20 protein-coding genes and 1 pseudogene are annotated in these 19,167 nt (G+C 65.8%); 9 read left to right on the top strand and 12 right to left on the bottom strand.

Features of this window, described 5'->3' with window-relative positions:
- Window positions 1–189: 189 nt before the first annotated feature.
- The gene (locus tag B1729_RS05285) at window positions 190–882 is read right to left on the bottom strand and encodes a DUF6226 family protein (RefSeq protein ID WP_163631111.1); all 693 of its coding nucleotides are present in this window, start codon (window positions 880–882) and stop codon (window positions 190–192) included.
- 151 nt (window positions 883–1,033) lie between these two features.
- Here B1729_RS05285 and B1729_RS05280 point away from each other — a divergent pair, with 151 nt between their 5' ends.
- Window positions 1,034–1,462, top strand: a complete 429-nt coding sequence (locus tag B1729_RS05280) for a hypothetical protein (RefSeq protein ID WP_163631109.1) — start codon at window positions 1,034–1,036, stop codon at window positions 1,460–1,462.
- A gap of 86 nt (window positions 1,463–1,548) precedes the next feature.
- On the opposite strand, the gene B1729_RS05275 is transcribed toward B1729_RS05280, so the two are convergent.
- On the bottom strand, window positions 1,549–2,202 hold the full coding sequence (locus B1729_RS05275; protein WP_163631107.1) for a hypothetical protein: 654 nt from the start codon (window positions 2,200–2,202) through the stop codon (window positions 1,549–1,551).
- Window positions 2,203–2,345: 143 nt separating this feature from the next.
- Between B1729_RS05275 and B1729_RS05270 the strand changes: the two genes are divergently transcribed.
- On the top strand, window positions 2,346–2,774 hold the full coding sequence (locus B1729_RS05270) for a hypothetical protein (RefSeq protein ID WP_163631105.1): 429 nt from the start codon (window positions 2,346–2,348) through the stop codon (window positions 2,772–2,774).
- Between the two features lie 104 nt (window positions 2,775–2,878).
- On the opposite strand, the gene B1729_RS05265 is transcribed toward B1729_RS05270, so the two are convergent.
- Window positions 2,879–3,340, bottom strand: coding sequence for a hypothetical protein (locus tag B1729_RS05265; protein WP_163631103.1), 462 nt, complete (start codon window positions 3,338–3,340; stop codon window positions 2,879–2,881).
- A 279-nt stretch (window positions 3,341–3,619) separates the two neighbouring features.
- On the opposite strand from B1729_RS05265, the gene B1729_RS05260 reads away from it, so the two are divergent.
- Window positions 3,620–4,012 carry a hypothetical protein gene (locus B1729_RS05260; RefSeq protein ID WP_163631101.1) on the top strand — a complete coding sequence of 131 codons (393 nt, stop codon included), beginning with the start codon at window positions 3,620–3,622 and terminating at the stop codon, window positions 4,010–4,012.
- A 435-nt stretch (window positions 4,013–4,447) separates the two neighbouring features.
- On the opposite strand, the gene B1729_RS05255 is transcribed toward B1729_RS05260, so the two are convergent.
- The 4 genes from B1729_RS05255 to B1729_RS05240 all read right to left on the bottom strand — a co-directional run bounded on the left by B1729_RS05255 (window position 4,448) and on the right by B1729_RS05240 (window position 6,926).
- Window positions 4,448–4,942, bottom strand: a complete 495-nt coding sequence (locus B1729_RS05255) for a hypothetical protein (protein ID WP_163620850.1) — start codon at window positions 4,940–4,942, stop codon at window positions 4,448–4,450.
- Window positions 4,943–5,560: 618 nt separating this feature from the next.
- The gene (locus tag B1729_RS05250; protein WP_163631098.1) at window positions 5,561–5,731 is read right to left on the bottom strand and encodes a hypothetical protein; all 171 of its coding nucleotides are present in this window, start codon (window positions 5,729–5,731) and stop codon (window positions 5,561–5,563) included.
- Between the two features lie 74 nt (window positions 5,732–5,805).
- Window positions 5,806–5,958, bottom strand: a complete 153-nt coding sequence (locus B1729_RS05245; RefSeq protein ID WP_163631096.1) for a hypothetical protein — start codon at window positions 5,956–5,958, stop codon at window positions 5,806–5,808.
- A gap of 131 nt (window positions 5,959–6,089) precedes the next feature.
- A complete protein-coding gene (locus B1729_RS05240) occupies window positions 6,090–6,926 on the bottom strand; it encodes an NADPH-dependent oxidoreductase (RefSeq protein WP_163631095.1) in 837 nt (278 codons plus the stop codon).
- 203 nt (window positions 6,927–7,129) lie between these two features.
- Here B1729_RS05240 and B1729_RS05235 point away from each other — a divergent pair, with 203 nt between their 5' ends.
- From B1729_RS05235 to B1729_RS05220, 3 genes and pseudogenes are all read left to right on the top strand, one after another.
- A complete protein-coding gene (locus tag B1729_RS05235; protein ID WP_163631093.1) occupies window positions 7,130–8,008 on the top strand; it encodes a PhzF family phenazine biosynthesis protein in 879 nt (292 codons plus the stop codon).
- A gap of 44 nt (window positions 8,009–8,052) precedes the next feature.
- Window positions 8,053–8,541: pseudogene (locus B1729_RS05230) on the top strand (pyridoxal-phosphate dependent enzyme); the annotation flags it as partial.
- 745 nt (window positions 8,542–9,286) lie between these two features.
- Window positions 9,287–9,697 carry a nitroreductase/quinone reductase family protein gene (locus tag B1729_RS05220; RefSeq protein ID WP_163631088.1) on the top strand — a complete coding sequence of 137 codons (411 nt, stop codon included), beginning with the start codon at window positions 9,287–9,289 and terminating at the stop codon, window positions 9,695–9,697.
- 278 nt (window positions 9,698–9,975) lie between these two features.
- Here the strand turns inward: B1729_RS05220 and B1729_RS05215 are convergent, their stop codons facing one another.
- Complete coding sequence (locus tag B1729_RS05215) at window positions 9,976–11,385, bottom strand: class I SAM-dependent methyltransferase (protein WP_163631086.1); 1,410 nt, start codon at window positions 11,383–11,385, stop codon at window positions 9,976–9,978.
- Window positions 11,382–12,761, bottom strand: coding sequence for an FAD-binding oxidoreductase (locus B1729_RS05210; RefSeq protein ID WP_163631084.1), 1,380 nt, complete (start codon window positions 12,759–12,761; stop codon window positions 11,382–11,384). The genes B1729_RS05215 and B1729_RS05210 overlap by 4 nt, the downstream gene beginning before the upstream one ends.
- Before the next feature lie 796 nt (window positions 12,762–13,557).
- Between B1729_RS05210 and B1729_RS05205 the strand changes: the two genes are divergently transcribed.
- Window positions 13,558–14,220 carry a hypothetical protein gene (locus B1729_RS05205; protein ID WP_163631082.1) on the top strand — a complete coding sequence of 221 codons (663 nt, stop codon included), beginning with the start codon at window positions 13,558–13,560 and terminating at the stop codon, window positions 14,218–14,220.
- A 607-nt stretch (window positions 14,221–14,827) separates the two neighbouring features.
- Here the strand turns inward: B1729_RS05205 and B1729_RS05200 are convergent.
- Window positions 14,828–15,499: a DUF6226 family protein gene (locus tag B1729_RS05200; protein ID WP_163631080.1), complete on the bottom strand. Its 672-nt coding sequence runs from the start codon at window positions 15,497–15,499 to the stop codon at window positions 14,828–14,830.
- Window positions 15,500–16,091: 592 nt separating this feature from the next.
- On the opposite strand from B1729_RS05200, the gene B1729_RS05195 reads away from it, so the two are divergent.
- Window positions 16,092–17,075 carry an HIRAN domain-containing protein gene (locus tag B1729_RS05195; protein WP_163631078.1) on the top strand — a complete coding sequence of 328 codons (984 nt, stop codon included), beginning with the start codon at window positions 16,092–16,094 and terminating at the stop codon, window positions 17,073–17,075.
- Between the two features lie 179 nt (window positions 17,076–17,254).
- On the opposite strand, the gene B1729_RS05190 is transcribed toward B1729_RS05195, so the two are convergent.
- Entirely contained in the window at window positions 17,255–17,662 is a 408-nt protein-coding gene (locus tag B1729_RS05190) for a hypothetical protein (RefSeq protein ID WP_163631076.1), read from the bottom strand.
- 188 nt (window positions 17,663–17,850) lie between these two features.
- Here B1729_RS05190 and B1729_RS05185 point away from each other — a divergent pair, with 188 nt between their 5' ends.
- Window positions 17,851–18,654 (top strand): trypsin-like serine protease, encoded by an 804-nt coding sequence (locus B1729_RS05185; RefSeq protein WP_163631074.1) that lies wholly within the window; start codon window positions 17,851–17,853, stop codon window positions 18,652–18,654.
- A 242-nt stretch (window positions 18,655–18,896) separates the two neighbouring features.
- Here the strand turns inward: B1729_RS05185 and B1729_RS05180 are convergent, their stop codons facing one another.
- Window positions 18,897–19,079: a hypothetical protein gene (locus B1729_RS05180; RefSeq protein WP_163631072.1), complete on the bottom strand. Its 183-nt coding sequence runs from the start codon at window positions 19,077–19,079 to the stop codon at window positions 18,897–18,899.
- Window positions 19,080–19,167 lie beyond the last annotated feature (88 nt).

Here is a 19,167-nt window from a genome sequence, read left to right as displayed (position 1 = left end):
CATCCGCGCGGATCTATCCATTCGCGAGCCTGAAACCACAACGCTCGCCAGAATCGCCCCGCCGTCGGACGCAAGCGATTCTCCCGCTCGGGATCGTCGCGCCGGAGAGTCACCCACCAAGTATCACGCCCGGAGGCCCTTGAGACGGTTACCGGCAGCTCGTCCGACGGGCATACACCGCGATCGGGCTCAGCCTACTGAGGCGTCGCTTGTTCGAGGAGTCCACGGCAGCCACCGGCCGTCTCCGAGTTCACGAGACGAGTTGTTCGCCGCCTTTAGTATCTCTGGCCGCATCGCGCGTTTCGCAATGGATCCGCCCCACATGCGCCGACGGGAAGGATCCAACCTGTAGTGGGCGCTGCCCCATGCACGGCTGTCGAGACGCTCAGTCGTGCCTCGTTCGGCGACGTGGAGGATTACGTCTTCCAACGAGTCGGCAACGTCCTCCCATGGCTCGTCGCACGCGTCGCAGCCACAGAACCACATGTCGAACTCCGAGTACCATCCGGCCAGTACACGAACGGAGCCCGGCTGATCATGAAACCCGATGACCAACGGTGCTTCGGTGGGCGCGACCGGGCGGATGCTGACGACTCGCGCGAATGAAGCGTCGGGCGCCTCGCGCATGATGTCGAACCGGGATGACTGTCGAAGGTCGTCACCAACAACCACGTCGTAAGTCGCGGCGAGGTGAGCTATGAGCGCCTCGGCGACGGTGAAGATCGGCTCGTACCTTTCCTGATGGCTGAGGACGTTGGCCTCCCCGTCGCGTGGACCGTGCTCCGGCGCCTCGTGGCGCCGGCGACCGTACACGACCGGCCGACCGAACTCATCAACGAATTCTCGGTCTGCTATGGCGGGCCGGGAGTACGTCGGAGTCATGCCCGCGAGCATACGAGGCCGCCACGCAGCGCCCGACCGACCGACCACGGATAGGAGGGTGGCGCTCGTGGAACGACCGGCCTGCGTACCCTCCGTCGAGGGTCGGCCGCACTATCGAACGACGGCCAACGCGAGTCACTAGTCTGCGACTATGGCGCGTATCCCCAGGCTTGGACTGATCTTGGCCGCTGCGGGTTCGCTCGTCGCCCTGGTGGGCTGCGGTGGAGGCGGCGCCGGCGTCAGCATCCCGCTGGGATTCGAAGATCTCGATCAATGCCCGCCGCGTTCCATCGCAGTCGAGGATCTGCCCGAGATCGGCGAGCCGGGATGCGACCTCGTTGGTTCGTCACTCACTTTCCCGGATGGCGTGACTCTTCCCGTCTATGCCGTCGGCGAGGTCTTCTCGTCTTGGGACTCTTCGGCCGGCGACCACGAACATCTCATCGTGAATTGGGGAGTCCCCGGCGTTGCAGCCTCCACGAAGGATGGCGATGAACTTCTGGAGCTCTGGGCCACGAGCGATGAAGCCCAACACCTGCAGCGCGAGCAGGCGAAAATCGAAGGCGTCCGACTAGAGTGAGCGTCGCGCGGTGCAGGACCGGCTCCCGCGCACGATTGGCGGTCGTGGCGCGGCGTCTTGCGCAAGCGTGAACGGTGAGCTCGCTATTAGTCGAGTCCGAAGTAGCCACTCTCTAGGTCGTGGACCACCTGGCGGCGGACATCGCGGATCACGCGCAGAAGCGAGTCGAGCTGCAGAATTACGGCGAGGGGGATCGATTCCTCGTCCACGTTTTCGAGACGCGCGCGACGTTCGTCGTCCTCGTGGAGCGCCACGCCGTAGATGTAGTCCATGGTGACTTGGTCGGTCCCAAGGAGTCGATACGGGCCGAGCCCGTTGTCCGACTCCAGACGGCCCGAGTACATGGGGGCTCGACCCTCGGGCATGGTGAGGCCTCGGCTATTCACGATCTGGGCGACGTGCTGAACAAGTGGCCGTCGATCGCGTGACTGCTCGGGTGTGAGTAGTGATCGGAGCGCCGACACCACACCGGGCAGGAAGCAATCCTCCTGCGCAAGGAAGAAGACGCGACAGTCAACGATCACGCTGTTTAGCGTTTCTCGGTCGAGCGTCGGCTGCTCGAGATCTATAATGTGGGTCGGCCGGCCCTGATCGTCTGTCGCCCACACCAATTGCATCGTCATCTGTCCGGTCTCGACGTCGCGCAGATCGATGATTGGTTGCCCCAGACCGTCGGCCGAGCGATTCAGAAACTTCCGAATCTTGCGCTTCGCCACTTGGTCGCGATCATCAGCTGGCACACGTCAACTGTAGGGATCGAACGCTGCACATACGGGAACGGATGTACGTGCGCTCAAGGACCGTGAAACGAGCACAGGGTAGCCAGTACCTTGTTCCCATGCGTCACGTTCGTGGAGCGCGCCGCGCTTGGAAGACGAGTGGCATGGTCGCCCTGGTTGGAGGCGCTTTGCTGCTGTCGGCGTGCGCTCATTCCTACCCGACTCCGCGTGCGCCGGATGGCGATCCGGTCAAGGCAGCGCAGGCGCTGTCAGACGCCCCGGATGTCGTTCGCACCAGTGATGCCGAGGAGAGTTGCGGAGCGTTCGTCCTAGATCAGGGAGAGACTGTTCCGACCGATGCGGTGGAGTGTTTGTCGGCGGCGGTCTCTTCCGGTGAGCCCGCGGAACTCGCCTGGAGCTTCCCCACCGCTGAAGGCGATCCGATCGTTTCTTTCGCGTTCGCAGGGACCGGCGCCGAGGTCGCCGTCTACACGACGAATGCGTTCGATTCTTACGGTGGCGATCCTCAATGGACGGAGACCTTGTGTGACCCGGCCACCGCCACGAGCCCTACCGGATGCCCGCCTTCCTAGACCGCATCAGCACCGGCGCCCGCTCGGCGACCCCTTGACGAGACGGCCGAAACTACCTACCGTCTCAGACCCTCAGCGCGCCGCCCATTCGTTGTCAACGCGCCCTAGTTGTAGTTGAAGCAGCGACTTGAGTCCGGGGCTGCCTCGGGCTCGCCCAGGTAGAGAATGAACCAGTTCTCGGCTCTCGCTAGATCGACAGGCGCGCCCAAGAGGGTGCAGGTGTACAGGACACCGTCCTCACTGCGGAAGTCAGCGCTGATCCGAGGCGTGCCGCACGCCTCAGACTCTGGCATCAGGCTGATTCGGTTCTGAGAGGCATCATCTCCCTTCTCCCAAGTGCCAGTGAAGTCGATGGTCTCCGACTCGAGAAGATCGCTCGCCGCCCGTGGAGGATGCCCACTGCAGCCGACATCGATCGGCCATGCGGTCGCCTGGAAGGTCCCGTCCTCAGCAAGTTCGAGGGTTGTGGGCAACCCGCTGCCAGCACTCCAAGTCCCGTACGCGTCCTCTTCGGACAGGCTGAAGTCTGAGTCCGTGCACGCGGCCGCCACGAGAAGGACAGCCATACAGACTGCTACCGCACCAAGTTGTCTGCGGCGCTTGCCGGTGGAGCTGGTTGTCACTCGCTCATCATCCAGTGAACGACTGGGGGGAGCCAAAGCGCCGCGCGGATTGCCAACGAAGATGGCAACCGGTGCCGGTCCACTCGACAACCGCAACCAGCAGCGACGCCGGAGCGTAGAACGATCCGGTTGTACAACTCGAGCTGTCGCACTGAGGGACCCGTCTCCGAGCGACGGACATACTGAGACGATTGGTTGGAGACGGACACCTCTAGTGGAGTGATGACGACGTGGTTGGCGGGTGCGGTGAACGATCGAGATGACGTGGGTCTTTCTGCAACCCCTGGCACGCAACACCGAACGTTGTCTCCTCTGCTACTCATAGGAGTCGTCGCCCTGCTGGGCGCTGGCGTCGTGTGGTTGTTTGCCGTTCCGCTCGGCCCTGAAGTATGCGCCCTGATCCTGCCTGCACCCCGCAACTGCTTCACGAGCGATCGTATTCAAGCAGCGATTGCGCCGACGATCGTCCTATTTCTCGTGGCTGTCGGGCTCACCGTCGCCGCGGCCCGCCTGCCCCGGGCGAGGCGGCGGATCGTCATCGTCGGATCCGTAGCCCTGATAACCATCGCTGGATTGTCGTACCTGCACGTTGCTTGGATCCCGGCTCTCGTCTAGCCAGCCCCTCGTGTTCCGCGTGAAGCGCGTCTCAGTCGAGCCAGACGCGCCGGCGGTACACGGCCGATGCGCGCTGACCTACCGACTTGCGGCCGGCCGCTATCGCATACTTGTCGAATGAGCCTCCGTCGCGGCGATGACTCTCGCGCTGCGGGCCGCCGGAAGCGCCAGCGCCGTGAACGGTGGGCGCAGGTCAGACCGAGATCCTGGGACGACTACCGGTGGCTCGGGTGGGGTGCAGCAATCTCATTGCTATTCCTCGCCGTGTACCTCGGTGTTGGTCTTCTTCTCGGTGGCACGTTCGAATGGCGCTGAGCCATCGCGGCCCCAGTTCGGGATGGGTCTCGAGCACTCACAGTCATTGCTGAGCGGGCGTGATGCGCTCAATGCACTGCCTCCACGCCTCCGGGGCTTGGATACAGGCAAGCGTCAGTGTCAGCGACGACTGATCGAGCGCGCGATCGCGCCCAGCACAAACACAGCCCCCGCGGCTACGGCGATCACGACGCCGGGCCGCTCGCGATAGGTCTGCTTCAGCTTGTCAGTCCATTCCCCCGCGACCGTCTTGGTGTGGGCGACTAGGCCGTCGAAATCGACGTCGTCGGCGACATTCTTGATACTCGTGGTTGCGGCCTTCGCGGCATCGACGGCGGCATCCGCGGCCTTTCCGGCAGCGGCCCTCGCTTCGGATGCAGCGCTTTTGGCTCCATCGACGACGTCGCCGACCTTCTCGCTTACCTTGTCTGCGATGTCGCTCACGGTTCCTGTGACATCGCTCTTCGCGGCTTCCGCGCCGGCCGAGACCTCGTCAGCGATCTGCTCCGCCGTGGCGCCGAACGATTCTGCGCCGTCGGCGGCCGATGTGCGCACTCGCTCGGCGGCGTCTCGCGCCGCCTGGGTGGCTTCGGAGTTTCCCTGGATGTCGGTCATTCTCGTCTCCCTTCGTCGCGCGGTCGCGCAATCGTATGCGCGCCAGCCGTGAGCGAGCATGAAATCAAGGTGGGGTTGCCAGCGTCGTGGACGAGTGCTAGGTCCCTCGGTCGGCCACAGCCTCTGCCATCGACGCGAGTGACCATTGGTCCCGTGCCTCCACACGCCGCCACGCAGCGAGATCGGCAATCGGGCCTGCGACCTCGGCATCCAGGCCGCCGTCCGACTCCCGCCGCCCTAAACAACCCCGCAAAGAGAACAGTCGATGACGCACGCAGAGGGATCCGCATACGGGCGACGAACGAAAGTCCCTCCCGCAGCGGGCATTCCGTCCGCTGACGATACCCCTGCGGGCATGGGTGCGCTCAGGGGCGCCGATCGCGCAGCCGACTCCACAGCCCGAGCGAGGAGAAGTGACGCGTGGGGACGCGCGACCGCGGCCTCGACGCACGAGCACGCGGCATCGCGGGTTTCGTGAACCGTGACCTCGACGTCACCAACCTCCGCGCTGGCACCGATCCGCCGCGGGGCGCCCGCGCCACAACGGCGTGGACATCACTGACCGACCCGACCTCTGGAGGTCGTACGAACGCGCTCGCGGCGAGCCGCCGCGTACAGCTAACGGCCCGAGTTCCACAAGCGGTTCGTCTCCGCGTGCGCCTGCAGCAGGTCGTTCCGTGCGGCCTCCAGTGCACGCTGCGCGTCGATGAAGGTGTCCCGCGCCTCGCTCAGCCGGATCGGAACGCCGTTGCCTGCGTCTCCGATGGCGAAGCTGTGTGTCCATGACATGTCGTGCTCCTGATTCGTCCGTGACCTGGGCTCGCGGCGCAACATCCGGCGCGGGCGTGGTCCTCGAGTAGGCGTCAAGTGCGCTCGTGGTGCATCAGCGCCTCACCCGTGTCGCCCGCGAGCACGATGCGAGCGTGCGGCGACGGCCCTCGATCATGCAGCACCTGCGATCGTGCGGGCGGATGCGTCCTGTTCGGACACCAGCCTGTGGTTCGCTGTGCGCTCATGTCACGACGCTAAAGACCCTGTGCTCGCGGGTCGACGACGCGGTGCAACAGTCCGTCACGAGCGGTCACTCGGCGATGCAGAATGCTTGGCATCCCAACTCCCGGCACCGCGCTTCGCGCTCCGTTGCCGGTCAGAACGACGGCAGTCCGCGCTCTTCGAGCGCGGTCCGCAGGCGTTCGCGTCCGTGCAGCGCGGTCCGGCTGCGGACGCGGGAGACCACTGACTCCAACCACCCGCCGGCTCGCCCCTGTGACTCGTTGAAGGCTCGCAGCGTCCTGTCGTAGCCTTCGATATCGTCGTCGTCGGCTGCGCGGTAGCGTTCGTCATGGCGGACGACTGACTGCGGCAGCCGCGGCTTCACCTGGGAACGGTCGGCTGCACTCGGGCTGCCGATCGCGACACCGACGACAGGGAAGGCGGCATCGGGCAGTCCCAGCGTGGCCGAGAGTTCTTCCGGGTGGTTCCGTACGGCGCCGACGAAGACAGCGCCGTACCCGAGAGCTTCCGCAGCGACGACGGCGTTCTGCGCGGCGATCGCGGCGTCGATCGTCGCGACCAGCGTGCTGTCGAGGAAGTCGATGCCCTCGGCCGCCTCGCCGTGGCGACGCGCGATCGCGACGCCCCGCGCCCAGTCGGCGACGAAGACCAAGAACAGCGGCGCCTCCCTGATGAACTGCTGATCACCGGCGAGGGTCGCCACCGCATTCCTGCGGTTCCCCTCGCGAACCACGACCACACTCCACGACTGAAGGTTCGACGAGGTCGATGCCGACTGGGCAGCGCTGATCAGCGTATCCACAACCTCGTCGGGAACGGGGGCGGGATCGAACACCCGCACGGACCGGTGAGCGAGCAGCAGCGGCACGACCCCGGCGGCATCAACACGAAGCGGCAGGTGCACCCCCGATGCTCCGTAACGCTCCCGCAGGAGAACTCCTGCCTCGCTGCCGGTTTGGATCAGACTCATGGCTCCTCCTTGGGACCGCGATGCCGCGGCGATCATCCACTCTCGGCGACGCGGTCACGAGCCGCTCGCCATAGGCGTCACATCCCGTCACGCAGCGTCCGCCCGCTTCGCCGATATCGATCGTTGCCGTGCATGACCTCCGATGACTCTTCACCGAGTGGAGTCCGAGCGCTCTGCGGACGACCGGAAGTAGGCTGCGTTTCGTGCCTGCCGTGCGCTTCTACTGGGTGGACGTCTTCGCCGACGTGCCGCTGACCGGGAACCCGCTGTCGCTGGTCGTCGACGCTGACGCGCTCACCGACGAGGAGATGCGGTCGATCGCGCGGGAGTTCAACCAGTCCGAGACGACGTTCCTTGTGGCGCCGTCCGCGGCCGGCGCCGACTATCGCCTGCGCTCGTTCACCGCAGCCGGCGTCGAGGTTCTCGGCGCCGGTCACAACGCGATGGGCGCCTGGATATGGCTCGCGGGCTCCGGAGCTCTCGCCGCTGAGCGGCAGCAGTTCGCGCAGCAGATCGGCGAGGACGTGTTGCCGGTCTGGATCGAACGCCCCGGCGCAGGCCGACCCCGGGTGACCATGCGGCAGGCAGCACCGCGCTTCCTTCACACGATCGATCGCACTGCCGAGTTCGCGGCCGCACTCGGACTGCATGCCATCTCCCTGTCGGATCAGCCTGGTGAAGTCGTCTCAACTGGAGCGGAACATCTTCTCCTCGCGGTCAAGAGTCGGCAAGACGTCGATCGTGCCGCTCCGGACGCAGCCCGCCTCAGGGCGCTGCTCGCGGACGTCGGCGCAGAGGGGTGCTATCTCTTCACCACGGAGGGCGGCGAGGACCATGCTGACGCGTACGCGCGCTTCTTCAATCCGACAGTGGGGATCGTCGAGGATCCGGCGACAGGTACGGCGGCCGGGCCGCTAGCGGCCCTCCTCATCCGCAACAGTTATGCTGCGGACGGAAGTGTTCTGATCCTCCAGGGACATGCCATGGGAAGGCCGAGTCTCCTGACGGTCAGCGTCGACAGTGAACACGTGGACCTCTCGGGAAGCGGACTCGTCATCGGCGAGGGCGTAATGCAGCTGTAAAGCGCCCGTCGCCCGCCGCGTGTGGCCCGCAAGGACGAGTCACGCACTTCCTCGCCGCGATCGCCACAGGCGGAACCGTGAGCGGCACGGGACGGTCCCTGCACGAACAGAACGCCGACATCCAGGTGATCGGCACGACGTTTGACCTCCCGCAGAAGCCCTGGGCGGACGCGGCTCTGAGCAGGCACTTCCACCGGCTGCCCGGCTACGAGGATCTGAAGCCGGACTGGCCCGACAACATCGACCTCCACGCAATCGACCGTCTCGAAGCGAGGGCCAAGAGCGAGGTCATCGACTTCGGGTTCGAGCTGGCGCGCACCGAGGGCCCGCTGCTGGGCCCGAGCTCCGTGCTGAGCGTGAAGGTGGCGCTTCAACTCGCCGCTCGGAGCGGACCCGACGATGTCTTCGTCGTGTTCTCCGCCGACTACGCCCGCGACTACACCGGCGCCGAGTACGACGAGGACTGGCTGCGTGCGCACGTGTTTGCGGATCTCGGCCACCGTCGCTTCGGGAGCCGCGCCGAGCAGTCCTGAACGCCGCCCCTCGAGTGCTGCGGGCTCCCGCCCGCAGCGGGGTCTCTGTGGCCGCCGGCGATCCGCCTGTCCGGCCAGAAGGGGCGTGAGGCTCCCGGCTGCGGCAATTGCTCCGGGACACCGTATTTCGGGCCCATGTTGAAGAAAGTCGCTGAAAGGCCTCGTGGCGGTGGGCGCCTCACCTCGTGGCCCGAGCGCCGTCACCGACGGTCACCAGCGGTCCAGCGACTCCACCCTCCACAGTTCGCCGTCAGGGGTTCGATCCTGCCGGTTGCGCAAGTTGATCTGCCGGTGTGCGAGCAACGGCCGACCCGTGTCTGTCAGCGCGAAGCGGTCGACGTAGTCGCCGGTGACCATCGCGTTGTCGGGCAGAATGACCCAGGAACTTCGACAGCGCCCGCAGCCCGCGCTCGTCGGCGCGCACGATGGTGTTCATCGAAAGATGGGTACGCGACGCGCCGAACGAATCAAGGTACGCGGCGATCTCTTCTAGGCCGGTCGCCACGTGGACTGCGCATCCAAAACAGCGTGATGAGCGAACACTTCGTCGAGCCGACTCCAAGCTTGCGCGTCGACCAGGTGGCCGTAACACGCGAGCACGTCGAGCACGCTCAGGACTTCCTCCGAACTGGGCTGAGGCATGACGGCGATTGTCCCGTCCCTCACATCGAGTCGGTTGCATTCAACGTAACGCTACGAGTCCAGGCAGTTTTTTTGCGCGAGGACCGCACCATAGAAACGACGTATGGATGCTGCGATCACCACCGCCCTCTCGCTGACCGAAACCTCGAGCGTCGAGCAGCGCACGGTCGACATCACCACCTATGGCGCCCGCTCCGACCTACCCCGCCGCATCGAGATCCGGTTTCACAACATCGGCGGACACGTCTACCTCACTGGCACGCCCGGAGCGCGGTCGTGGTACGCAAACCTCCTCGCCAACCCCGATTTCATATTCCATCTGAAGCACGACGTGCAGGCAGACCTCGCCGCCACCGCGACACCCATCACCGTCCCGAAGCAACGCTCGGCCGTTCTCGGCGCGATCTTGGAAGGCATCGATGCCTTCTACGCAGAGGCTGCCTCGCGACCCGCATTTGCACCGTTTGAGGACTGGATCACCGACAGCCCCCTGGTACATGTGACGTTTGACTGACACCCCCACATTGTGAAACTTCGGGCCGTGCTGGTGCCGTCCGTGTCGGGGAGCGCTGCGATCACTTCAGCGCAGCACTGGCGCTGAATGTCGATTGCGCGGTTGGGATCCCTATCCGAGCGAGCGCTCGATTCGGATCCTCAAAGGCACGCGGGTGCACCCGTGCACAACCCACCGCTCACGGCGCGCCAGGCCTACAGGCGCGACCGTCGGGCTCCGGGCCGTGATCGTGGAGTACCGGATGTTCGGAGGGTGGGCGAGGGAAGAGCAGGGTCGCATTATCGCCGCACGGAGCGTGGCGGAGTGGAGGGGAGAACCGCAGCGACTCCGGCCGCGCGCCGGTATGGCGTCCACCACGGCCGCAGCGGAAGGTCGGCATCGTCGCTGTTCCCCCGGGAGTTGACGGCCAGAACGTGGTGCAGCTCGATCCCGCCAGATTCGAAGGCGAGCCGTGATCCGGCCATGTAAAGCCCCCACACCTTTGCGGCAGGCAGTCCGATCTCGGCGACTGCTTCGTCCCAGTGCTCGACGAGATTGGCGCACCAGTCACGGAGCGTCAGTGCGTAGTGAGGGCGCAGGTTCTCCTCGTGCAGCACTTCGAGCCCGGCATCCTGTGCCTCGGTGATGATGCGACCGGAACCGGTCAACTCGCCGTCCGGAAAGACGTAGCGGTCGATGAAACCCTGCGCGGCCGGCTCGGCCTTGTTGTCGCAGCGGGTGATGCAGTGGTTGAGCAGCAGGCCTCCCGGCCGTAGCCGCGAGCGCAGGAAGCGGAAGTACGACGCGTAGTTGCGCACCCCGATGTGCTCGAGCAGCCCGATCGACGAAACTGCGTCGAACCCCGTCTCGGCAATGTCGCGGTAGTCGCCATAGCGCACCTCGGCACGCTCTGCGAGTCCCTCTTCGGCGATCGCGCGTTGCGCCCACGAGGTCTGCTCGCGCGACAGCGTCACGCCGACGGCTTGGACGCCCCGGCGTGCGGCATAGCGCGCCATGCCTCCCCACCCGCATCCGACATCCAGCAGCCGGTCGCCGGGCTTCAGCCGCAGTTTCTCGAACACGAGCCGGTACTTGTTCTCCTGCGCCTCCTCGAGCGAGGCGTCGAGGCGCGGATAGCACGCACAGGTGTAGGTCATCGACGAGCCGAGCACCCATTCGTAGAAGGTGTTCGAGACGTCGTAGTGATGGTGGATGGCCTCGGCATCGCGGGTCTTGCTGTGCCGCAGGCCTCCCGCGACCCGCCGCCAGCGTGGGGGCACCTCCTGCGGGGGCGGTGCAATCGGGCGCAGATGTTCGAAGCCGATCGAGCGCACGATCTGGGCCATGAGCCGCGCCGGAGGCCGCGTGAACTCGAGGCTCGCGGTGAGCGCTTTGAGCAGCTCGTACGGGTCGCCCGGGTGCACCCCCTCGATGCCCAGATCGCCGGTGATGTACGCGCGAGCGAGCCCAAGATCTCCGAACCCGGTGACGAGGTAGGTCGTGCCGCGGGGCGTCTTCAGATCCAGTCCGAAGGGCGCGTTCTCGGGCCCGGCCGAACTGCCGTCGTACGCGGTGAAACGCAACGGCAGCCGACCTCCGGCGAAGATCTCGAGCACCTCCGCCAGGGTGAGCTTTCCGGACCCCGCCTCGGCCGTGTTTGCGGCGTCGTCACGAGCCGCGGCATCCGTCCTGTCCTTAGGTGTGGTCATCGTCGTTGCACAGCCTTCTGGTAGAGCTCCAGCAGCCGCGCGTCGGGGTCGTACCGCGTCTTCACCGACCGATACTCGGCCCCGCCGTAGAGCCTGTCGAAATCGTCTCGCGTGTAGTAGGCATCGGAGTACAGCGACTTGTGCCCGTCCAGCTCGCTCACTTTGCGCTCGATGAGCCGGTTCGTCTCGCCTTCTGTCGCCCCAATCGGCACGGTCGACCAGAATCCGACGTTGACGTACGTCTCGCGTGGATGCAGCGGGTACAGCGGCCAGGCGTCACCACCGCGCAATCGCAGGGGACAGAGCCACATCGGCGCGATCGGCACGTTCCCGAGGAACCATTCGACGAACTCCACGCACCGTGCGATCGGCACCTCTATGTCCTGGATCACACGCTCACGTGCGGGGCGGCCGTGCAGCTTCTCGAGGCGATCGCCGATATCGAATCGGCGTTCCACCCTCATGAGCCTGCCGTACGCGGCGCTGCGCAAGTGGCGTCGCGGCCACAAGCGACGGACGAGAGGATGCTGCGCCCCGAACGCCACCGAGCACCAGAACCAGTCGGTGTCCCATCGCCACAGGTAGTCGTGGATGGTGAGTCGGTCCGCCTTCGCGAGGTTGCCGTGCTGGATTGACCGGTAGTAGATCCGTCGGCCGGTGTAGTCGCCGACCGGGCCCGGCGCAGACGTCTGGGTGCCGACGCACAAGTAGCTTTCGTCGGCGCTGAACACGACGCCGTCGAGGTAGTCCACAGGCAGGTCGTCCAGCCGATGCGTCGTGACGATGCGGTCCATCGCTGCGATCAGATCTTCGATCGCATGAAAGCGCAGGTGCGTGAGCGCCACGAACGGTTCGACGGTCTCGAGCTCGATCCGCAGTCGGACCGCGTAGCCGAGAGTGCCGTATGAATTGGGGAAAGCATGATACAGGTCGGCGTGCTCGCCGGGCGATGCGGTGACCACCTCCCCTGCGCCCGTGAGGATGTCCATTTCGAGCACCGATTCGTGCGGTAGCCCATTGCGGAACGACGTCGACTCGATGCCGAGGCCGGTCACCGCACCACCGAGCGTGATCGTCTTCAGTTGCGGCACCACAAGGGGTGCCAGCCCGTGACGCAGCGTCGTGGCCACAAGATCCTCGTAGGTGCACATGCCCGCCACGTCTGCCGTCCGCCTCGCGGGATCGACGTGGATGACGCCGGTCAGCCCTGACGGGTCGAGGCCTCGGGCAGCCGTCCTCGAACGTGTGCGGAACAGGTTCGAGGTGCGCTTGGCGAGCCGGACCTGCGCACCCGTCGGCAGCGCCCGATAGCTCTCGAGCAGCCGCCGCACGCCGACGGCGTGAGCAGTGCGGGCGTCAGTCGCAGGAGCGGACACGAATCCACGCTAGTCCGCGGCCGGGTTCGAGTGAAGGATGTCGCTCCCTGCCGGTCTGGGGGCGTTTCACAACCAGCGCCGCACTCGTGTCGAATTCGTTGGCCGAAGTGGGCAAGTGTGGGTCCGACCCACGACGTTGCGTGCACCAGGGAGTCCCTCATCAGGCTCGCGCGCTTGGCCGGCTGCGAACGTGCGCCCGTGGGATGCTTCATCAACTCGAGATCGCCGGCAGGCAGACACGCGGCGGACGCTCCTCTTTCGTTCACAGCGCGTAAGCGGATCCATCGTTGAGCGTTGGTTTCCGGTCCCAAAGGTCAGCCGATCGCGGACAATGATCCCGCCGATCGCGCGCCAGCGGCTCCGCTTTCGTGCAAAGCCCGCAAGAGGATCCGCTTGCGGGCTGCCGCGCCATGAGACGACCGAGCCCGGACGGCGTGACGCCCGCCAGGGGGACGGAGCGGTGTCGACGTGACGGCGGAGCTCGAGGCGAAGTCGGGGGTGGCCATGGGGTCACAGCCCACGATCGCATGCGTCTCGTGATGGACCCTCGTGGGCGTCCGCAGTCGGTGGCACGATGCATCGTGAACGTATCGGCCCGATCCGGACACTACTTAACATGAGCGCAAACAACGAAATCATCAGACGGTCGATCGACATCCCGTCCGCCTTCGCCGGACCATTCGAGAGACACGGGAAGGTAGTCGGGGCGTCCCCCGCCAGCCGGGTCGGCGCGGACGCCGCGCAAGCGAGCGCCTTCGAGGCCTACGCGGACCTCCCTCGAGCTTCTGGAGGATCCGTGGCAACCATCGACCGGCACGCGGTTCGCACCGCGTCCGCCTTCGCAGGCGTGGCGCTCGTCGTCGCGGCGCTCGCCGCCTGCGCGACGCCGCCGCCCGGGGCTTCCGTCAGCACCCCGCCGACCACATCCAGCCCTCCTCCGTCGAGCGCGGCCCTCTCCTCGCCGGCCCCCCTTTCTGAGGATGAGGCGACCGCGCTGGTGCTTCCGGGAGCGTGCGAGGACATCTACTCCGACGCGATGTTCGCCCATCTGACAGCCACGGCGCCTCCGCTCAACGATCCCGGGCACACCACGCCGTCCACGGAGCTGGCGGCCGGCCGGGAGGTGCTCGATGTGGCCCCGAGCCTCCGGTGCACGTGGGGCGGGCCCTCCGAGTACGGACTCTCGACCAACGTCACCATCGTAGATGCGGCTCAAGCGGCATCAGTCGAGCAGGCCGCCGTCGAGTCCGGGATGACATGCAAGCCGCACGCCGAGGGTACGATCTGCCGCACCTGGGAAGATCTCTTCGTCGACGGGGAACTCTACGCAACCGTGGGAGAGACGCACTACTTCCGGGATAACGGCTGGGTCGCCACGCACTGGACCAACTTCGCGCCGGAGGGTTACACAGAAGACATCGTCGCCACGTTGTGGCCGTCCCTCGCGCCGACGGAGTAAACAACCTCAATGTACGGGCGGGTGAGGATCTTGATCGATGCGTGACGGTCCCCCTCGCCGCCGATCGGCCGCGCTTCTCTCCGGATTCGTTCGATCGCTTAAACAGCGCACCGCCGACCACTTCCGGGCGCAACTTCCGCCGATAGTCGACTCACTGGAATTCGCGCAGTCATGAACCGAGCGGCGCCGCAGTGGCGGCAGTCCCGGCACGGTCACGGTCCCGCCGTTTGTGCTGAGTCGAGTCCCGTAGGGGAACTGCAGCGGAGACGTCGTCTCACCGTCGGTGACGGCGAAGCATCCGGTATCGGTGATCGTCAGCGTTCCGACGATCAGGGGAGCCATGCCTGCGGTTGACTCGCTCGCGGCCGCCATCACAGTGACCCCGTTGGCCCGCTGGGTGGGCTCGAAGTGTGAACAGGCGACGAGGGCAACGGCGATCGTCCCCATCCCAACCGTGACCAGCAGCCGCCTCATGGCGAGAGCCTCGCACGCTGGCTGTAGGCCGCGCCCGGTCGAGGCCGATCGCCGGGCATGACCGATGAGGGACCGGCTTACGGACGGTGGCGGAGGGTCAGCTCTTTGTCAGACGCGTCCTAGGTCGTGTTGATCAAGAGGATGGATCGACTCGTGGCCACGGTGACCACTCTGCGGAGAGTCTCCCGAGGATCGACTTCGCCGCTCTGAGACGCTCGGGTGAGATACCTGGCTCGCGGGATCCGCCTGAGCGCGCGCCGTCCGGGTACGTGAATGCGTACCCGATCCAGGGGTCGGGTTCGCGGAGCTCAATGGTCTCGCGGTAGCGCCCAGCGACGACTGCGAGCACTTGTCGCTCGAGGTCGTCGGCTTCGCCCTCCCAGTTCGAGTCGCAGGCGTCGCAACCACAGACCGGATAGTGGAAGTCATTGAGCAGCCCCGCATGCATGTAGATGCCGGGGTAGGCGGTGAAGACCAGTGTCAGGGACGCGCACGCCGGATCATTCGGGCGTATCCGGATGGCGCGCACCACGTCGTGATAGCTGGGGTGCAGCAGATCCGCTGCCACCTCCGCGCCCTCGTTGATGTCGACGTCGTAGGTGTCACGCAGGTGCGCGACAAGGGCATCGGCGACAGCGTGAAGCGGTGCGAACCGCTCCGGGTGCGTGTCGACCGAGTAGGTGTTCTCCGGAGGCGACCCGTCCCATCGGTGTCCGTAGTCGATTACCTCGCCGTTTGAGTCGCGAAACTCCGGCGCGGCAATCGACGGACGCGCGTAGGAGGTCACTTCGTCATCCTGCCGCACCGGTGTGGCATCCCGACAGCTACACGGTGACGGCCGGCGCGCTCAACGACCGGCTTGGGGGCGCAAGCCAATCGCGCAACCTGGCTTATGCATCCACGGCTGATCGGTAGCGAGATAGCGTCGGAGCTGTGGAGAACGAGTGGATAGCGAGGGCCGTCTTGTTCGTCGTGATGGTTGGCGCGGGCATCCTCCTCATCTGGATGGCGAATGCGGCAGCGTCGGGGCGGCTGAAGCGGAATCAGCTCGCGGGCATTCGGATTCCCAGCACGATGGCGAGTGAAGACGCCTGGCTGGACGCACATGGGGGCAACGACGCTTCGGCCTGCTCGATCCCAACGGCCTGTACGTGGACGTCGTCGAGCAGATCGAACCACGTCCGGACTTCTGGCCCCGCCATGGCATCAGTGGCTGACGCGAATCGCGCTGACGCTCGCCCCTGTTCACCACCGAACCAGTCCTGTCCCGTTGAAGGACCGGTTTGAGGGCGGTGAGCAGCCGATAGCGAGCCGGAACGGACCGGCTGGCCGTGACGTATCTCCAACGGTTTGTATCGCTCTCCCACATGAAGCGAGTCGTAAGGGGGTGAGCGCAAATGAGTGGTCACGAACTTCTGTTGTCCAGTCGTGTCGAACTCTTTAAGGACCGACAGAGCGCAATGTGGGGCATTCGGCTCTTGCAGATCGTGGGCGAGCTGGCGCTCGTGGGCGACGATGGGCAGTTGTCCGTCGTCTTCGTGGAGGACGGCGACAGGGATACCTGGGCCGTCCCCCTATCCGACGTCGCCTGTCTCGGCGACGCGCCGCCGCTTTTCGGAAGCCAGTCACTCGCAGCTCAGGCCATGAGGGTCGACTTCGCGGGCAAGCGTCGCATCGTTGTGTTCCAAGGAGACCGGGGCGAGGGGCAGGCTGCGCTCAACGACCTCAATATGGACCGCGTCATGGGGGACCTGGATCCTGTGTCCATCGTGAGGGGTGTCAAGTCGTTGCTCGACATGCCCGGAACGATGCGGCGCGCCAAGGAAGCCAGGCAAGTCTGGCGCTCGGTTCTGGAGGCGGGTGGAACCGCCCTCGGACTCGCCGCCTCCACTCCGCCGGACGCCCGCCGGAGCGCGGGCAGCGCGCGCCCCGCGAGGCCCAGCGAAGCGTACGAGCCCCGCATCACCGGTTCAACGCGCACAGCTAAGCCGCCAGGCCAGCGCCCGCAAACTGCCAAGATCGGCAGCTCCCTCGACCTTCGGGGGCTGGAATCAACCCGCATGAGAGTGCAAGGCGTCGCAAACTATGTTGCCTACGACGAGCGCAGCAAGCTCATCTCCCCTGAATTGTTTCTCGTCAGGGAGCCCGGCAATGAGCACGACTCCGCGGCGATCGCCGTCATTGGTAGGCAGGGACGGAAACTCGGCTACGTCTCGGCGGCTCGGGCGCAACTCCTGGCACCTCTGCTAGACCAGCTCGCCCCCTCCGCCTTCCTCGTGGCTGGCGCCGCGGACGCAGACGGCGGCTCGCAGTACTGGGTGAATCTTCCCAAAGTCGACGCCCTCCGCCGCTTCGTGAAGTCGGAGAACTCGGGTCGTTGAGCGCCACGCGTCCATGCGGGACCCGCGCGCCGCGGTGGTGCCGTCAGTCGGGCCCCTCCTGATCTTCCGGCTTGAAGCATCGACTGGCCGGTCGGCGACATCGACCGGAGGAGGTCCGACCTAGTTAGGTCACTCCGACAGACTCCGTCTGCGCCCGAGACCAGCACGATGACCCACCGCTATCCGCTCGCGGCCCCAGTGGCAGTGATTGTGTCAGGAAGGGTATCGCCGCTGTCGGGCACGACGCGCCGGAACTCGTCGTCGTGCCGGAGGTAGAGACCTGCGACTGCTCCGGTAACGAAGTACTGCGTGGCGGCTTCCCCAGGCAGCATCGTCGGCGTCAAGAAGAGGAAGTACTCCTCGCCGAGCTCGAGCGTCGGCGAGAGTTCCTGTCGCCCCTCCTCCAGCGAAGCGGCTGCGGGGCCGCCGGCCGGGTCGGCGAGGTTTGCGCCGAGTTGCGGGTTCGTCGGCGCATTGGTGACCTTCACGGATGAGATGGTCGCATCGCCCTCCGTCGACTGCGCCGACACGGTGCCCACGACAATCGTCGAACTGTCAGCCGCGAGCGATTCGACGCTGTCGTACAACGTGTGTCGGCTGCCCGAGCTCGATTGCGAGCAACCGGCCAGAACGCTCTACGGAACGAATGTCACGGATTGCGTGATCACTGTCCGCAGAGGTACCGCGAGGACCCCCATGGATTCGAGCAAAACGCGGGTGTCTAATGGTGCACATCGGACCGCGGCAACCACCGGTAAGCCAAGGAGACTCCATCATGCGTCGACTATTCATCACGATAATCGCCTTGGCACTCGTGTGCGCGAGCGCTGTCCCGGCATCAGCGATCACCTTCGGCGACCCCGACGGCGAACTGCATCCGAACGTCGGCGTCGTCGTGATAGACCGGAATGCTGCCAGCCCGGGACCCGACATCACCTGTTCCGGGACCCTGATCTCCGCAAACGTGTTCCTGACCGTGGCTCACTGCGTCGATGTCCTCGAACGGGTCGGGCAGCCGTATTGGGTCTCGTTCGCCACGATGTATGACGAGGACGCGTCCGCGCCCACCGGCCTCATCAGAGGAACCGCGATAAAGCACCCCCTCTGGGGTTCGGGGGGTCAGGCCGACACCCACGACATCGCCGTCATACTGCTTGACAGCTCACCTGGCATCACCCCAGCCGAGCTGCCCACGGCCGGCCTCCTCGACGAGCTGAAGGCAAGCGGACAGCTCCGCAGCCAGACGTTCACCACGGTCGGCTACGGCTCCGTACGCACGGACAAGACCGGCGGGCCGAACACAAACGAGGGGCGCGACGGTGTACGCCGCTACGCACTGCAGAGCTTCCAGTCGCTAAGGCCGAACGCACTCGAGCTGTCGCAGAACCCGTCAACCGGCGACGGCGGCATCTGTGCCGGCGACTCGGGAGGGCCTCACTTCCTCGGCGGCGTCGACAGCAACCTCGTAGTCTCAACCACCGTGCGCACCGACCGCTGGTGTCGTGCGACCAACCAGACGTACCGGCTCGACACTCAGTCAGCCCGAGACTTCCTGGCATCGTTCGTCGCACTGCCCTGACCGCGGAAGGCCGAACGGCCAACCCGGGGCGCATCCGTAGGCGCGGTAACCCCAACCCGCCCGTCAGGGGCCGCATACGGCCAGCCGGCGCGCCATGCGCAGGGGCCGCCTTCTGAAAGTGCGGACCAGTGAGTAGGCGAACGACTGGGTTCGCGCGGAAGCGGCCCGCTCAACGACCGTCAAGCGGACGCTTCCTACCCGGATAGTGCATGCGAAGAAAGAACGTGTGATTCGGTGATCTCCTACGAATAGGTGATCACCGTGGCGCTCTCGCTGAGTTGTCCGCGCACTCCGCCGCCGACTTGTTGCTCGGGGAACTTGAAGGTCCCCGCCTCGATGCGGGTGCCGCTTTCGAGTTCGATACCTACTCCGAGTCCGGCGCCGCAACCCGTCTGTTCCCACTCCTGGTCGCGGACCTGGATCACACAGAGGGTGTCGTTTTTTCCTCGGGCAAGATAGAGCTCGATTCCTCAGGCCTCTCAATGCGAGGCGTCGACCGGCGCCCTGCCCTTC

Source organism: Microbacterium sp. B35-04 (assembly GCF_010634885.1).
Classification (GTDB): domain Bacteria; phylum Actinomycetota; class Actinomycetes; order Actinomycetales; family Microbacteriaceae; genus Microbacterium.
The sequence above is the reverse complement of the archived record's forward strand: the minus strand, read 5'-3'. Positions and strand labels throughout refer to the sequence as shown.

What these genes read in the sequence shown, in the direction of transcription:
- B1729_RS05185 (WP_163631074.1), top strand. Translation starts at nt 17,851, where the DNA reads ATGCGTCGACTATTCATCACGATAATCGCCTTGGCACTCGTGTGCGCG.
- B1729_RS05250 (WP_163631098.1), bottom strand. Translation starts at nt 5,731, where the DNA reads ATGTCATGGACACACAGCTTCGCCATCGGAGACGCAGGCAACGGCGTT.
- B1729_RS05285 (WP_163631111.1), bottom strand. Translation starts at nt 882, where the DNA reads ATGACTCCGACGTACTCCCGGCCCGCCATAGCAGACCGAGAATTCGTT.
- B1729_RS05255 (WP_163620850.1), bottom strand. Translation starts at nt 4,942, where the DNA reads ATGACCGACATCCAGGGAAACTCCGAAGCCACCCAGGCGGCGCGAGAC.
- B1729_RS05195 (WP_163631078.1), top strand. Translation starts at nt 16,092, where the DNA reads ATGAGTGGTCACGAACTTCTGTTGTCCAGTCGTGTCGAACTCTTTAAG.
- B1729_RS05245 (WP_163631096.1), bottom strand. Translation starts at nt 5,958, where the DNA reads ATGAGCGCACAGCGAACCACAGGCTGGTGTCCGAACAGGACGCATCCG.
- B1729_RS05260 (WP_163631101.1), top strand. Translation starts at nt 3,620, where the DNA reads ATGACGACGTGGTTGGCGGGTGCGGTGAACGATCGAGATGACGTGGGT.
- B1729_RS05240 (WP_163631095.1), bottom strand. Translation starts at nt 6,926, where the DNA reads ATGAGTCTGATCCAAACCGGCAGCGAGGCAGGAGTTCTCCTGCGGGAG.
- B1729_RS05270 (WP_163631105.1), top strand. Translation starts at nt 2,346, where the DNA reads ATGGTCGCCCTGGTTGGAGGCGCTTTGCTGCTGTCGGCGTGCGCTCAT.
- B1729_RS05220 (WP_163631088.1), top strand. Translation starts at nt 9,287, where the DNA reads ATGGATGCTGCGATCACCACCGCCCTCTCGCTGACCGAAACCTCGAGC.
- B1729_RS05280 (WP_163631109.1), top strand. Translation starts at nt 1,034, where the DNA reads ATGGCGCGTATCCCCAGGCTTGGACTGATCTTGGCCGCTGCGGGTTCG.
- B1729_RS05215 (WP_163631086.1), bottom strand. Translation starts at nt 11,385, where the DNA reads ATGACCACACCTAAGGACAGGACGGATGCCGCGGCTCGTGACGACGCC.
- B1729_RS05265 (WP_163631103.1), bottom strand. Translation starts at nt 3,340, where the DNA reads ATGGCTGTCCTTCTCGTGGCGGCCGCGTGCACGGACTCAGACTTCAGC.